Origin of the sequence: Mesorhizobium sp. M0296, assembly GCF_040321675.1 — a bacterium.
GTDB lineage: Bacteria > Pseudomonadota > Alphaproteobacteria > Rhizobiales > Rhizobiaceae > Mesorhizobium.
This window is the reverse complement of sequence record NZ_JAMYRZ010000015.1, coordinates 1-12,529: the sequence shown is the minus strand read 5'-3', so window position 1 is coordinate 12,529 and position 12,529 is coordinate 1. Positions and strand designations below refer to the sequence as shown.

Here is a 12,529-nt window from a genome sequence, read left to right as displayed (position 1 = left end):
CTTCCTCTCACTTGCGGGCTACGCCCGGCTCAAAGCGCCTTCACCGCCACCTTCACCGGCTGCTCGATTTCAAGCGGGTTGCGCAGCGGCAGGCCGAAATCCTGCGCCTCGATTTCGAATACGTCACCGGCCTCGGTCCTGATGCCGTCGGCGAAGGACAGCGTCGCCGTGCCGAACATGTGCACATGCACGTCACCCGGCTGGCGGAAGGCCGAGTATTTGAAGTGATGATGCTCGAGATTGCCAATGGTGTGCGACATGTTCGCCTCGCCCGACAGGAACGGCTTTTCCCAAAGCAGCTTGCCGTCGCGCAGGATGCGTGAAGCGCCGCGGATATCGGACGGCAGGTCGCCGATCAGGATCTCCGGCCCGAACGAAGCGTTGCGCAGCTTGGAATGGGCAAGGAAGAGATAGTTCACACGCTCGGTGACATGGTCGGAAAACTCGTTAGACAGCGTGAAGCCGACGCGGAACGGGGCGCCGTCGTCGCCGATCACATAGATACCGGCGATTTCCGGCTCCTCGCCGGCATCCTGGGCGAAGGCCGGCGACATAAGCGCCGCACCGGGCGCCACCGCCATGGTGCCGTTGCCCTTGTAGAACCATTCCGGCTGCACGCCGATCTGGCCCTTCGCCGGCTTGCCGCCCTCAAGCCCCATGCGGAACATCTTCATGGAATCGGTCAGCTGTTCCTCGCCGTCCGTGCTGAGCTTCTTGTGCATGGAATCGCGGGTCGCGGCGGAGCCGAGATGCGTCAGCCCGGTGCCGGTGAGATGGAGATGCGCCGGATCGGGATGGTTGATCGGCGACAGCAGCCGGCCCTTCTTGTAGGCTGCGTCGAGATCGACGGTTTCGCCGAAGCCCTTGCGCTCGATCAGGGCAACAAGCCCGCTGCCGGTACGCGCGGCTTCCATCGCCAGCGAATAGACGCTGCGGGCGCCGTTGATGACGCGGGTCTTGCCGCCGTTGCGGGCAACGACCCGGATCGTATCGGCGTCGTCGAGGATTTGTGAGATCAGCATGGTAACCCTCTCTGAATTGCGGGCTTGGCGTGCCTTTCTTGGCAAACCCTGCCCAGCGCGGCTCGGACCCTTGTCCGCGCCTCGGTTGAAATTCTTCGTCCGGATTGCGCTCGCGGATCAGGTCCCTCGGGGACTTTTTTGCGCCGCCCGGCAGCGCCGCGATGTGACCCGTATGCCTCCTGGTTGCCTCTCAAGCCTTGTTCTTGTTGTAGACGTCGAAGACGACGGCGCCGAGCAGCACCAGGCCTTTGACCACCTGCTGCCAATCGACATTGACGCCCATGATCGACATGCCGTTGTTCATGACGCCCATGATGAAGCCGCCGACCACCGCGCCGATCACCTGGCCGACGCCGCCCATCGCCGAAGCGCCACCGATGAACACCGCGGCGATGACGTCGAGCTCGCTGCCGAGGCCGGCCGCCGGCACAGCCTGCCCCAGGCGCGCCGCGATAATCAGGCCGCCGAGTGCCGACAGCACGCCCATATTGATGAACACCATCAACGTCAGCCGTTCGGTCTTGATGCCCGATAGCTGGGCTGCCTTGGCATTGCCGCCCATCGCATAGATGCGACGGCCGATCGTCATGCGTTTGGTAACGAAGACGAACAACGCGATCAGCACGCCCATCACCATGAGAACGATCGGGAGGCCCCTATAGGTGGCGAATTGGTAGACGAGAAACAGCGCCAGCGCGCTGATCACCAGGGTCTTGACGACGAACAGCGAGAAGGGCTCGGCTTCGTAGCCATGCTTTTCGCGGGTGCGCCGTGCCCTGAGCCCGAAATAGGCATAGGCGAGCACGGCGACGAGGCCGATCACGATCGTCGTCAGGTGCAGCGTCAGGCCGCTGCCGACAATGGTTTTGCCGGCGGCGTTCACGGTTGGCGGTATCAGCGTCAATGGGCCGATCAGGTCCGGAATGAAGCCGGAACTGAGCGCCTTGAAGCCGACGGGAAGCGGCCCTACGGAAGACCCGCCACCCAGCAGCGCCTGGCAGATGCCGCGGAAGATCAGCATGCCCGCCAGCGTGACGATAAAGCTCGGTATTCGGTGATAGGCAATCCAGTAGCCTTGTGCCGCGCCGATCGCACCACCGACGATCAGGCAGATGATCGACACCACCAGCGGATTGCTCAATGGGCCAAGCGGCCAGATGACCATCATCATCGCCGCCAGTGCGCCGATGAAGCCGGCGACGGAGCCGACGCTGAGATCGATGTGACCCGAAACGATCACCAGAAGCATGCCCAGCGCCATCACGATGATGAAGCTGTTCTGCTGCACGAGATTGCTGAGGTTCACCGGCTTGAACAGCGTTCCGGACGTGGTGAACTGGAAGAACACCATGATTGCGATCAACGCCAGCACCAACCCGTATTCGCGCAGGTTGGTGACCAGCGCCGAGACGGCAATGCGAGGTCCCTGTTGTAGATCCTGGGCAACGCCGGTCTGCGGCCCGGGAGCGCTTTCGGTGCTCATGATGCTTTTCCTTCTCCGCGGACGATGGCGCGCATTATCTTTTCCTGGCTGGCGTCGCTTGCCGCCATTTCGCCGACGATGCGTCCTTCGTTCATGACGTAGATGCGGTCGGTGATGCCGAGCAGTTCGGGCATTTCCGACGAGATGACGATGATTGCCTTACCCTCGGAGGCGAGACGCGCGATGATCGTATAGATTTCATACTTGGCGCCGACGTCGATACCGCGTGTCGGCTCGTCGAGGATCAGCACTTCCGGATTGGCGAACAGCCATTTCGATAGCACCACCTTCTGCTGATTGCCGCCAGAAAGGTTGCCGGTCATCTGGTAGACGCTCGAGGCGCGGATATTGGTCCTGCCGCGATAATCATTGGCGACCGAAAGCTCGCGCAAATCGTCGATCACGCCGTGGCGCGACACGCTGGGCAGGTTGGCGAGTGTGATGTTGTGCTTGATATGATCGATCAGGTTGAGCCCGTAGGTCTTGCGGTCCTCGGTAACGTAGGCGATGCCGTGTTCCACCGCCTTGCTCACCGAGGAGACATCGATCGGCTTGCCGTCAAGGAACACCTCGCCGGTGATGCGGCGGCCATAGGACCGGCCGAACAGGCTCATGGCAAACTCGGTCCGGCCGGCGCCCATCAGCCCGGCAATGCCGACCACCTCGCCCTTGCGGGCGTTGAGGTTGATACCCTTGATGACCTGCCGCTCGGCATGGATGGGGTGGTAGACCGACCAGTTTTTCACTTCGAGAACGGTCTCGCCGATCTTCGGCTCGCGCGGCGGATAGCGGTCGTCGAGCGAACGGCCGACCATCGAGGTAATGATGCGGTCCTCCGAGATGTCCTTCTTGGCCAGCGTCTCGATGGTCCGCCCGTCACGGATGATGGTGACCTTGTCGGCGACCCGGTTCACCTCGTTGAGCTTGTGCGAGATCAGGATCGAAGTGATGCCTTGCCGCTTGAATTCGAGCAGCAGATCGAGCAGCGCCTGGCTGTCCTTTTCGGACAGGCTCGCGGTCGGCTCGTCGAGAATGAGCAACTTCACTTCCTTGCTGAGCGCCTTGGCGATCTCGACCAGCTGCTGCTTGCCGACGCCGATATTGGTGATCAGCGTGTTGGGGTCTTCCTTGAGGCCGACCTTCTTGAGCAGGGCGCTGGTGCGCGCCTCATTGGCATTCCAGTCGATGACGCCGTAGCTGGCGTGCTCGTTGCCGAGAAAGATGTTTTCGGCGATCGACAGCATCGGCACCAGCGCAAGCTCCTGGTGGATGATGACGATGCCCTTGCGCTCGCTGTCATGGATGCCTTTGAAATGGCACTCATCGCCGCGATAGATGATCTGGCCGTCATAGGTGCCGGACGGATACACACCCGACAGCACCTTCATCAGCGTCGACTTGCCGGCGCCGTTCTCGCCGACCACGGCATGGATATCGCCTTCCTCGACCATGAGCTTAACGTTCGACAGCGCCTTGACGCCGGGAAACGTCTTGGTGATGTCGCGCATCTCCAAAATCGTCGATGCCATTGAGAATACCACTCCTGCGAGGTCCGCAAACAATACCGGGCTGGCTCGCCAACGAAAAGGGGCCCTGCCTGCGCAGGACCCCAGGCTTTGTAACCGCGATTACTTCAGCTCTTCGGCCTTGATGTAGCCGGAGTCGACCACCAGGGCCTGATAGTTCGACTTGTCGACGTCGTGCGGTGTCAACAGGATCGAGGGAACGACCTTGACGTCGTTGTTGTAGGTCGTGGTGTCGAGGCCTTCCGGCTTGCCGCCCGAGAGCACCTTGTCGACGAGTTCGACCGTCGCCTTGGCGAGTTCGCGGGTGTCCTTGAACACCGTCGAATACTGTTCGCCGGCGATGATCGCCTTGACCGAAGCGGTCTCGGCGTCCTGTCCGGTGACGATCGGCCATGGCTGATCGGCGGTGCCGTAGCCTACGGCGCGCAGCGAAGCGATGATGCCGCGCGACAGGCCGTCATAGGGCGAGAGCACGCCATCGACGCGGCTGCCGTCCGAGTAGTTGGCGGAGAGCAGATTGTCCATGCGGGCCTGGGCGGTTGCCGCCAGCCAGCGCAGCGTGCCGACCTTGTCCATGCCCATCTGGCCGGACTTCACGACGAGGGTCTTGTCGTCGATCAGCGGCTGAAGAACCGACATGGCGCCGTTATAGAAGAAGAACGCATTGTTGTCGTCCGGCGAACCGCCGAACAGCTCGATGTTGAACGGGCCCTTCTTCTCGGGATAACCGAGACCCTTGAGAAGCGATTTGGCCTGGATGACGCCGACGCCGAAATTGTCGAAGGTGGTGTAGTAGTCGACATTTGGCGTCTTCTTGATCAGGCGGTCGTAAGCGACGACGACAACGCCGGCGTCATTCGCCTTCTGCAACGCATCGCCCATCGTGGTGCCGTCGATCGAAGCGATGATCAGCGCCTTCGGGCCCTTGGTGATTTCGTTTTCCAGCTGGCTGAGCTGGTTCGGAATGTCGTCCTGCGCGTACTGCAGGTCGACAGTGTAGCCCAGAGCCTCGAGCTGGGACTTGACGGCGTCACCGTCGTTGATCCAGCGCTGCGAGGTCTTGGTGGGCATCAGCACGCCGATCAGGCCTTCGCCCGCCTGCGCCGGCAGCGTCATGGCCGCGATGCCTAGGGCCGCGACGGCGGCCAGTGTCTTGATAATCTTCACATTAACTCTCCCTGGTTGATGGACGCGTACCCTTGGGTTTCGTGGGCCGCGCAATCGTGCAGGAGCGCCAAACGCGCCGCTGCCGTCAATCGATCTCCGGTATCCTCCCAATCGGCCCCAAGACTCTGGTTTCAATCGATACGAGTTTCCCCCTCGTCACCGACCGTCAAGCCTCAGGACGCGCGAAGGGTGTGTCGCTTTGCCATAACTGTCAAATGCGATCTTTGATGGTTGCTATATCGAGACTGATATGGCTTAGGCTAGTGACGACGCTGCCGGATCCAGCCAGGGCGCCGGGCGTAAGAGTAGGGAAGAATCATGGCGGCGCTGCGAAATCCTGACGGAATATCAGCCAGTTACGATGAAATCCCGGGTGATGGCGGAACCTTGCTGCGCAGCGGCTTGAGCCTGCGTCACATGCGCATGATCGCAGCCCTCGACGAGCACGGCCGGGTGAGTGCCGCGGCCCAGGTCATGAACATCTCGCAGCCGGCCGCTTCGCGCATGATCGCCGAGATGGAGGCCGTGCTCGACGTCAAGCTCTGCGAAAGGCTGCCGCGCGGCATCACGCTGACGCCCTATGGCAAGGCATTGGCACGGCGCGCGCGATCGATCCTGCTCGAGATGCGCGAGGTCGACCGCGAGATATTCGAGCTCAAGGCGGGCAAAGGCGGCTCGGTGTTCCTGGGCGCAGTCACGGCGCCGGCGATCGAGCTGGCGGTGCCGGCGATCCGCGAGATCCGGCGCCTCTATCCGCGCATCGAAATCACCATGCAGGTCGAGACCTCGAACGTGCTGGCGCGCGAGCTGATCGCCTCGCGCCACGATTTCATCATCGCCCGCATCCCCGACGACCTCAATCCGCGGCTGTTCGAAGCGCGCGTCATCGGCGTCGAGAAAGCCTGCCTGATCGTGCGCCGCGGCCACCCGCTGACCAAGGGCAAGGCGGTGCGGCTGGAAGACACCGCCGCCTATGATTGGGTTTTCCAGTCGGGCGGCTCGCCGCTGCGCCAGGCGATGGAGAGTAACTTCCTGAACCGAAACATCGCGCTGCCGGACCGCATCCTCAACACCAGCTCGCTGCTATTGACTCTGGTCATGGTCGCGCAATCCGACGCCATCGCGCCGGTGTCGATCCAGGTCGCGAAGTTCATCCAGAACCCCGAAGGCCTGGCCGGCGCTATCGATGTCGTCCAGACTGAATTCGACATCGAGGTCAGGCCCTACAGCCTGATCACGGTGAAGAACCGCGCGCTGTCACCGGCAGCCAAGATGCTGCACGATTTTATTTTGCGAGAGGTGGGCTGAGGGTTGGAGCGGGTAGCGGGCGCATCCCGTGGCCGGCCAGACGACCAGACAGGCCCGCCAGCAGCGGCGCCGATGCACGTCGGCCACTACTGCCTGATGCTCAAAAAAGGCCCGCCAGCAGAAGCCAGCGGACCAAGGGTAGACTTTCCGGTTGGGGTCATTCGAGGCCCCGCCGACCCTCAATGTGAGATATTCCACGAACTGGCACATCGGCCAAACAGATGAAAGACGGCCAGCCCTGGCCGTAAAACTGCCTATAAATCCGCTGGTTTTCAGCTTGGCCAGAACAAGTGCAATGCACCGGGGGCAAAAGCTGGAGCGGGTAGCGGGAATCGAACCCGCGCGTTCAGCTTGGGAAGCTGACAAGCTACCATTACATCATACCCGCGCTGGTTCCTCCGATATCATGGCCCGGCGCCGATGCGCAATCCGGTTTGAGGGCTCGGCTTGATGCAGGGCTATCAACTGCGTATTTCTAGGCATGTGCCCGAATCGCGGCACCCGACTGTGGAGACAGGCTTGTCCGCACTGAACCGCTTTCTCGGCGATACGCCGCTCCGGGTGATCCTGAAGCTGCTTGTGGTGTCGTTCCTCGTCGGGCTGGTCATGAATGCCTTCGGCTGGTCGCCGATGGATGTGCTTTATGGCATTCGCAAATTCTTCATCGACCTGTGGAATTTGGGCTTCCACGCCATCGACCGCTTTCTCGGCTACATCCTGCTCGGTGCCGCGATCGTCGTGCCGGCCTTCATCCTGCTCAGGATCGCTAACTACCGGAAATGAATTTTCAGGCGTAGCCCGCCGCCACCTCGAACAGGATGGCGTGCCGTGCAGCAAGTGCTGCGACATCCGTCGAATAGCCTCCGCCGATAACTCCGCATATCGGTATGCCAAGCATGCGGAAATGGCGGATCACCATATCGTCGCGGGCGCGCAGCCCGTCATCCGTGAGCGACAACCTGCCGAGCCGGTCCTCGACATGGACATCGACGCCGGCATTGTAGAAGGCGAGGTCCCAGCGCCTTCGCGCCGACAGCTCCGGCAGGATGGCGTCCAGCCGCTCCAGATAGGCTGCATCGCCGGCACCGTCGGGCAGGGCGACATCGAGATTGGAGGCGATCTTGCGTGCGGGGTAGTTGCGGTCGCCATGCATGGAGAAGGTAAACACGCGCGGCTCGTCGTTCAGGATATCCGCCGTGCCGTCGCCCTGATGCACGTCGAGGTCGACGACCAGGATGTTTTGGACAGCAGCTTCGGCGAGCAGCACCAGCGCGGCAACGGCTACGTCGTTGAAGGTGCAGAAGCCGGCGCCTTGCGCGCGCCGTGCATGATGGCTGCCGCCGGCGGTGTTGCAGGCGATGCCGTTCAGCAACGCCAGCCGCGCTGCCAGCACCGTGCCGGCCGTTGCGAGCTGCGCCCTCAGCGAAACCCGCGGTCCCACGGGAAAGCCGATCTCGCGCTCGATCGCCACCGGCACTTCGCAGGCAAGCACCTGGTCGACATAGTCGACCGCGTGGGCAAGCTTCAGCCATGATGGCCGCGCCGCCTCCGGCATGTTGAGCGCTTCGGGACGTGCCAGGCCGCGTGCCCGCAAGGCGTCCATCAGCAGCGGATATTTGCTCATCGGGAAGCGGTGGTTGACGGCGAAGCCGGCGTCGTAGTCGGGATGATGAACGATCTGCAAGGGCATGGGGCGGCCGGTGCGCCAGAGGCGGGTTTCGGTTGACCGTAACGGGGTGGATGGTTGCGCGAGGTCCGCAAACTGGGGCACATCGGCTGGCCGATCAAGCCGCAACGGAAAGCAACACGCGTTTGGAGCAGGCTTTGCCCACCGAAGTCCACGCCACCGAAGCCAGGGCCTTTGTCGTCACCAACCGCTCGGTGCTCGCCATCGCCGTGCCGATGACGCTTGCCTATCTGACGACACCGTTGCTCGGAATTGTCGACACGGCGGTGGTTGGGCAGTTCGGCGACGCCGCCCTTCTCGGCGGCCTGGCGGCCGGCGCCCTGATCTTCGACGTCGTTTTCACGACCTTCAACTTCCTGCGCTCCGGCACCACCGGCCTCGTCGCCCAGGCCTTCGGGCGCGGCGATGCGCTGGAGGAGCAGGCGGTGTTCTGGCGCGCCGTGCTGATCGCGGTCGTCGCCGGCGTCGTGCTTGCCGCGCTTGCGCCGCTGGTCTCCACCGCCGGGCAATGGTTCATAGGCGCCGAACCGCGCGTCAGCGCGGCGATGGACGTCTATATCCGCATCAGGATGCTCGCAGCACCGTTCTCGCTGATCAATTACGCCATCCTCGGTTACGTGCTTGGGCGCGGCGAGGGCGGGCTCGGGCTGTTGCTGCAGTTGATACTGAACGGCATCAACATCGCCCTCTGCTTCCTGCTTGGCCTGGAGCTCGGCTGGGGCGTTGCCGGCGTTGCCTGGGCAACGGTCACCGGCGAATTCGTCGCCATGCTGCTTGGTCTCGCCATTGTCGGCCGGCGCTTTTGGGCGGCGCCCAGGCTGCCGCGCCACCGCGTCCTTGATCTGCCGGCATTCCTGCGCATGATGTCGCTCAATCGCGATATCATGATCCGCTCCTTTTCGCTGCTCGCCGCCTTCGCGCTGTTCACGCGCCAGGGCGCACAATTCGGCACTCTGACGCTGGCCGCCAACGCCGTGCTGATGAACCTCTTCCTGGTTGCCGGCTATTTCCTCGATGGTTTCGCCACCGCTGCCGAACAGCTCGCCGGGCGCGCCATCGGCGCCCGTGCCGCCACGGCGTTTGATCAGGCGGTGCGGCTGACGCTGCTTTGGGGGCTCGGGCTGGCGGGCGCGGCGACGCTCTTCTTCCTGATGGAGGGCACCGATCTCGTCGCCCTGATCACGACCGCGACGGACGTCCGCGCCATTGCCGACATCTACCTGCCCTGGGCGGCGTTCACCGCGCTCAGCGGCGCGCTGGCTTTCGAGATGGACGGGATTTTCATCGGCGCAACATGGTCGCGCGACATGCGCAACATGATGCTGGTGTCGTTCCTGTCGTTCAGCGCCGCGCTGCTGATTCTGGCGCCGGCATTCGGCAATCACGGCTTGTGGGCGGCGTTGCATGTCTTCCTGCTGGTACGCGGCTTCAGCCTGCTCGCCATATTGCGGCTGCGGGTGCGCACAGCCTTTAACTGATCGCTAAAGCGGTTTCGCCGCCCAGTGATCGAGGCGGCTGTCGCGAAGCTCGCGCAGCGACTTCAGCCGTTGACTGTCCATGAAACGGGCCATGCCGGAAAGAATGCGCCCCGGCAGCGCGGGCCCAGCATAGATCATGCCGGTATAGAGCTGGACGAGATCGGCGCCGGCACGGATCTTTTCCAGCGCCGTCTCGGCGGAATCGACGCCGCCGACGCCGATGATAGTGGGATCCGGGCCAAGCAGTTTTCGCATCCTTGCCAGCACGATAGTCGAGCGTTCGAACAAGGGTTTCCCCGAAAGCCCGCCGGTCTCGCCGGCAAGGCCGGCGCTGCTCAGGCCGGCTCGCGCGATCGTTGTGTTGGAGACGATGACGCCGTCCATTTGCTTGTCGCTGATCTCGGCGGCGATGTCCTCAAGCTCGGCCTCGACCAGATCCGGCGCGATTTTGAGGAACACGGGCGGTTTTGCCGGTGCCGCCGCACGCGCGGCCATGACCCGCGACAGGAGCTCGCCAAGCTGGTCGCGCGCCTGCATGTTGCGCAGGCCCGGCGTGTTCGGCGAGGAGATATTGATCGTCAGATAGCTGGCATATCGCGCGAACCGGATCACGCCGCGCTCATAATCACTGACGCGGTCGGCGCTGTCCTTGTTGGCGCCGATGTTGATGCCGACGATGCCGGGGCGGCCTTTTCGGGCGGCAAGACGCTTCTCTGCGGCGGCGTGGCCTTCATTGTTGAAGCCCAGCCGGTTGATCACTGCCCCGTCCGAAGGCAGCCGGAAGATGCGCGGCTTCGGATTGCCCGTCTGCGGCAGCGGCGTGATCGTGCCGACCTCGGCGAAGCCGAAGCCGAGGCCGAGCAGCGCGTCCGGCACTTCGGCATTCTTGTCGTAACCCGCGGCCATGCCGAGCGGGTTCGGGAAATCGAGCCCGCAACGGCTGACCTTTAACCTGTTGTCCTGCGGCGGACGACCGGCGACCGGCAGCCCGCATCTCAGCGCGGCAATCGACAGCCCATGCGCGGTTTCCGGATCGAGCGTGAACAGCAGTTTCTGGCCGATCCGGTCGAACGCGCTCATTCGGCCTCCAGCGCCGGGAATTCATGCCGGCCGTCAGCGCCGAGCGGCAATGCCTGCACCGAAACGACCGCATCGAGGCCGAGCCCGCCATAGAGATGCGGGAACAGGGCGCCGCCGCGCGAGACCTCATATTTCAGCGCATCGCCGAGGCGCGCGCTATCGACGGCGACCAGCAGCAACCGGCTTTGGCCGGCGAAATGTTTGGCCGCCGTTTCCCGAACCTGCCCGGCGGTGGAAAAATGGATGAAGCCGTCGGCGACGTCGATAGGCGCGCCGGTGAAGCGGCCTTCTCTTTCAGCCTCGCGCCACAGCACCTCGGGAACTATCTTGTAGATGATCTCGGACATGGTTGCGCTATAGTCCGAACCGACCATGCGGGGAAGGGCAGGCCCGTGTTCTTCCCCATTTCAGGTTCATCCCCATTTCAGGCGCAAACTGTGATAGATTGCGCTGACTGGCTCATGGAGGAAAACATGCGTCTGAAACACGTCTTGATCCCCGCAGCACTGGTGTCGCTTGTCGCGGCGTCGGCCTTTTCCGAGGAAGCCGATCGCTACCGGTTGGAGAAATCGGCCAATGGCTATGTCCGCATGGATACGCAAACCGGCGCCATGTCGCTCTGCGAGGAACGCTCCGGCCAGCTCGTCTGCAAGACGGCGGCCGACGAACGTGCCGCCCTACAAGATGAGGTCGACCGGCTGCAAAATTCGGTGAAGGCGCTCGACGAACGCGTCGCCAAGCTCGAAAATTCGCTTGCCGCGCGTTTCGAATCGACTTTGCCCAGCGAGGAGGATTTCAACAAGACGATGGGCTACATGGAGCGCTTCCTGCGCAGCTTCATGGACATCGTCAAGGACATGGACAAGGACGAAGACAGCGCCAAGCCCAATTCGCAAAAGACCTAGGCAATTCGCAAAAAGACCTGGGGCGGGAATAGCAAGCCGCCCACCCGAACAGCAGGCGTAGCATTACAATCGTTCAGATCCTGCAAGGCGGAAAATCGCCAACGGGATTCGGGGAGGGATATCACCGTTGGGCTACACATTCGTCATTGCCGATGATCACCCGCTCTTTCGCGGTGCATTGAGGGAGGCACTCGCGGGCATCGGAGATGTTGCCGCCATTCACGAGGCTGGCGATTTCGAAAGCGCCAAGGCGCTGGTCCTGGCCAATGAGGATGTCGATCTGGTGCTGCTCGATCTCTCGATGCCGGGGGCAAGCGGTCTTTCCGGCTTGATTTCGTTGCGCGGCATCCATCCGGCGGTGCCGATGATGGTGGTCTCGGCGCATGACGATCCGGTGACGATCCGGCGCGCGCTCGATCTCGGCGCCTCCGGCTTCATCTCCAAATCGGCCAGCATGGAGGAGATCCGCAATGCGGTGCAGTCGGTGCTCGCAGGTGATATCGCGGCACCCGCCGGGGTCGATCTCGGCGTCGAGCGCGATCCCGAGATTTCCGACCTGATCAAGCGGCTGCAGGCGCTGACCCCACAGCAGACGCGCGTGCTCGGCATGCTGGCTGAGGGACTGCTCAACAAGCAGATCGCCTATGAGCTCGGGGTCTCCGAAGCGACGATCAAAGCGCATGTCTCGGCTATCCTGCAGAAGCTCGGCGTCGACAGCCGCACCCAGGCGGTGATCCTTTTGTCCAAAATCGGCAGCGACCCGCTGCAGACGGCCGGCTGATTCCTAAAGCCTTTCACGTTTTGATGGAAGCGTAGCCGGCGTTTGCGAAGTAGTTGTTGCATTCGGTTGCCTCGATCGTTTCAACGAGGTGG

The 12,529-nt window shown here is 62.8% G+C and carries 12 protein-coding genes and 1 tRNA gene; 5 read left to right on the top strand and 8 right to left on the bottom strand.

Annotated features, from left to right (window positions below; genetic code table 11):
* Positions 1-29: 29 nt before the first annotated feature.
* The 4 genes from araD1 to chvE all read right to left on the bottom strand — a co-directional run bounded on the left by araD1 (position 30) and on the right by chvE (position 5,198).
* Complete coding sequence (araD1, locus tag NKI97_RS16300) at positions 30-1,022, bottom strand: AraD1 family protein (protein ID WP_352835309.1); 993 nt, start codon at positions 1,020-1,022, stop codon at positions 30-32.
* 190 nt (positions 1,023-1,212) lie between these two features.
* A complete protein-coding gene (gene mmsB, locus NKI97_RS16295) occupies positions 1,213-2,505 on the bottom strand; it encodes a multiple monosaccharide ABC transporter permease (RefSeq protein ID WP_292659525.1) in 1,293 nt (430 codons plus the stop codon).
* Positions 2,502-4,034, bottom strand: a complete 1,533-nt coding sequence (gene mmsA, locus NKI97_RS16290) for a multiple monosaccharide ABC transporter ATP-binding protein (RefSeq protein WP_352835306.1) — start codon at positions 4,032-4,034, stop codon at positions 2,502-2,504. The genes mmsB and mmsA overlap by 4 nt, the downstream gene beginning before the upstream one ends.
* A 99-nt stretch (positions 4,035-4,133) precedes the next feature.
* Entirely contained in the window at positions 4,134-5,198 is a 1,065-nt protein-coding gene (gene chvE / locus NKI97_RS16285) for a multiple monosaccharide ABC transporter substrate-binding protein (protein ID WP_254816339.1), read from the bottom strand.
* Between the two features lie 318 nt (positions 5,199-5,516).
* On the opposite strand from chvE, the gene NKI97_RS16280 reads away from it, so the two are divergent.
* Positions 5,517-6,506 carry a LysR family transcriptional regulator gene (locus NKI97_RS16280; protein ID WP_352448650.1) on the top strand — a complete coding sequence of 330 codons (990 nt, stop codon included), beginning with the start codon at positions 5,517-5,519 and terminating at the stop codon, positions 6,504-6,506.
* Between the two features lie 314 nt (positions 6,507-6,820).
* On the opposite strand, the gene NKI97_RS16275 is transcribed toward NKI97_RS16280, so the two are convergent.
* A tRNA-Gly gene (locus tag NKI97_RS16275) sits at positions 6,821-6,894 on the bottom strand.
* 131 nt (positions 6,895-7,025) lie between these two features.
* Between NKI97_RS16275 and NKI97_RS16270 the strand changes: the two genes are divergently transcribed.
* Entirely contained in the window at positions 7,026-7,289 is a 264-nt protein-coding gene (locus NKI97_RS16270) for a DUF6460 domain-containing protein (protein ID WP_023677362.1), read from the top strand.
* Positions 7,290-7,293: 4 nt separating this feature from the next.
* On the opposite strand, the gene NKI97_RS16265 is transcribed toward NKI97_RS16270, so the two are convergent.
* Positions 7,294-8,196 carry a histone deacetylase family protein gene (locus NKI97_RS16265; RefSeq protein WP_352835303.1) on the bottom strand — a complete coding sequence of 301 codons (903 nt, stop codon included), beginning with the start codon at positions 8,194-8,196 and terminating at the stop codon, positions 7,294-7,296.
* Positions 8,197-8,246: 50 nt separating this feature from the next.
* On the opposite strand from NKI97_RS16265, the gene NKI97_RS16260 reads away from it, so the two are divergent.
* Positions 8,247-9,671 carry an MATE family efflux transporter gene (locus tag NKI97_RS16260; protein ID WP_352835383.1) on the top strand — a complete coding sequence of 475 codons (1,425 nt, stop codon included), beginning with the start codon at positions 8,247-8,249 and terminating at the stop codon, positions 9,669-9,671.
* 3 nt (positions 9,672-9,674) lie between these two features.
* On the opposite strand, the gene NKI97_RS16255 is transcribed toward NKI97_RS16260, so the two are convergent.
* Together NKI97_RS16255 and NKI97_RS16250 are read right to left on the bottom strand one after the other, a co-directional pair.
* The gene (locus tag NKI97_RS16255) at positions 9,675-10,751 is read right to left on the bottom strand and encodes a quinone-dependent dihydroorotate dehydrogenase (protein ID WP_352835301.1); all 1,077 of its coding nucleotides are present in this window, start codon (positions 10,749-10,751) and stop codon (positions 9,675-9,677) included.
* The gene (locus NKI97_RS16250) at positions 10,748-11,098 is read right to left on the bottom strand and encodes a DUF952 domain-containing protein (protein WP_352613924.1); all 351 of its coding nucleotides are present in this window, start codon (positions 11,096-11,098) and stop codon (positions 10,748-10,750) included. The genes NKI97_RS16255 and NKI97_RS16250 overlap by 4 nt, the downstream gene beginning before the upstream one ends.
* A gap of 126 nt (positions 11,099-11,224) precedes the next feature.
* Here NKI97_RS16250 and NKI97_RS16245 point away from each other — a divergent pair, with 126 nt between their 5' ends.
* The gene (locus NKI97_RS16245; protein WP_352448652.1) at positions 11,225-11,656 is read left to right on the top strand and encodes a hypothetical protein; all 432 of its coding nucleotides are present in this window, start codon (positions 11,225-11,227) and stop codon (positions 11,654-11,656) included.
* 118 nt (positions 11,657-11,774) lie between these two features.
* Entirely contained in the window at positions 11,775-12,437 is a 663-nt protein-coding gene (locus tag NKI97_RS16240) for a response regulator (protein WP_473556440.1), read from the top strand.
* Positions 12,438-12,529: the final 92 nt, after the last annotated feature.

What these genes read in the sequence shown, in the direction of transcription:
- mmsA (WP_352835306.1), bottom strand. Translation starts at nt 4,034, where the DNA reads ATGGCATCGACGATTTTGGAGATGCGCGACATCACCAAGACGTTTCCC.
- NKI97_RS16250 (WP_352613924.1), bottom strand. Translation starts at nt 11,098, where the DNA reads ATGTCCGAGATCATCTACAAGATAGTTCCCGAGGTGCTGTGGCGCGAG.
- NKI97_RS16260 (WP_352835383.1), top strand. Translation starts at nt 8,247, where the DNA reads ATGGTTGCGCGAGGTCCGCAAACTGGGGCACATCGGCTGGCCGATCAA.
- NKI97_RS16255 (WP_352835301.1), bottom strand. Translation starts at nt 10,751, where the DNA reads ATGAGCGCGTTCGACCGGATCGGCCAGAAACTGCTGTTCACGCTCGAT.
- araD1 (WP_352835309.1), bottom strand. Translation starts at nt 1,022, where the DNA reads ATGCTGATCTCACAAATCCTCGACGACGCCGATACGATCCGGGTCGTT.
- NKI97_RS16265 (WP_352835303.1), bottom strand. Translation starts at nt 8,196, where the DNA reads ATGCCCTTGCAGATCGTTCATCATCCCGACTACGACGCCGGCTTCGCC.
- NKI97_RS16280 (WP_352448650.1), top strand. Translation starts at nt 5,517, where the DNA reads ATGGCGGCGCTGCGAAATCCTGACGGAATATCAGCCAGTTACGATGAA.
- mmsB (WP_292659525.1), bottom strand. Translation starts at nt 2,505, where the DNA reads ATGAGCACCGAAAGCGCTCCCGGGCCGCAGACCGGCGTTGCCCAGGAT.
- NKI97_RS16245 (WP_352448652.1), top strand. Translation starts at nt 11,225, where the DNA reads ATGCGTCTGAAACACGTCTTGATCCCCGCAGCACTGGTGTCGCTTGTC.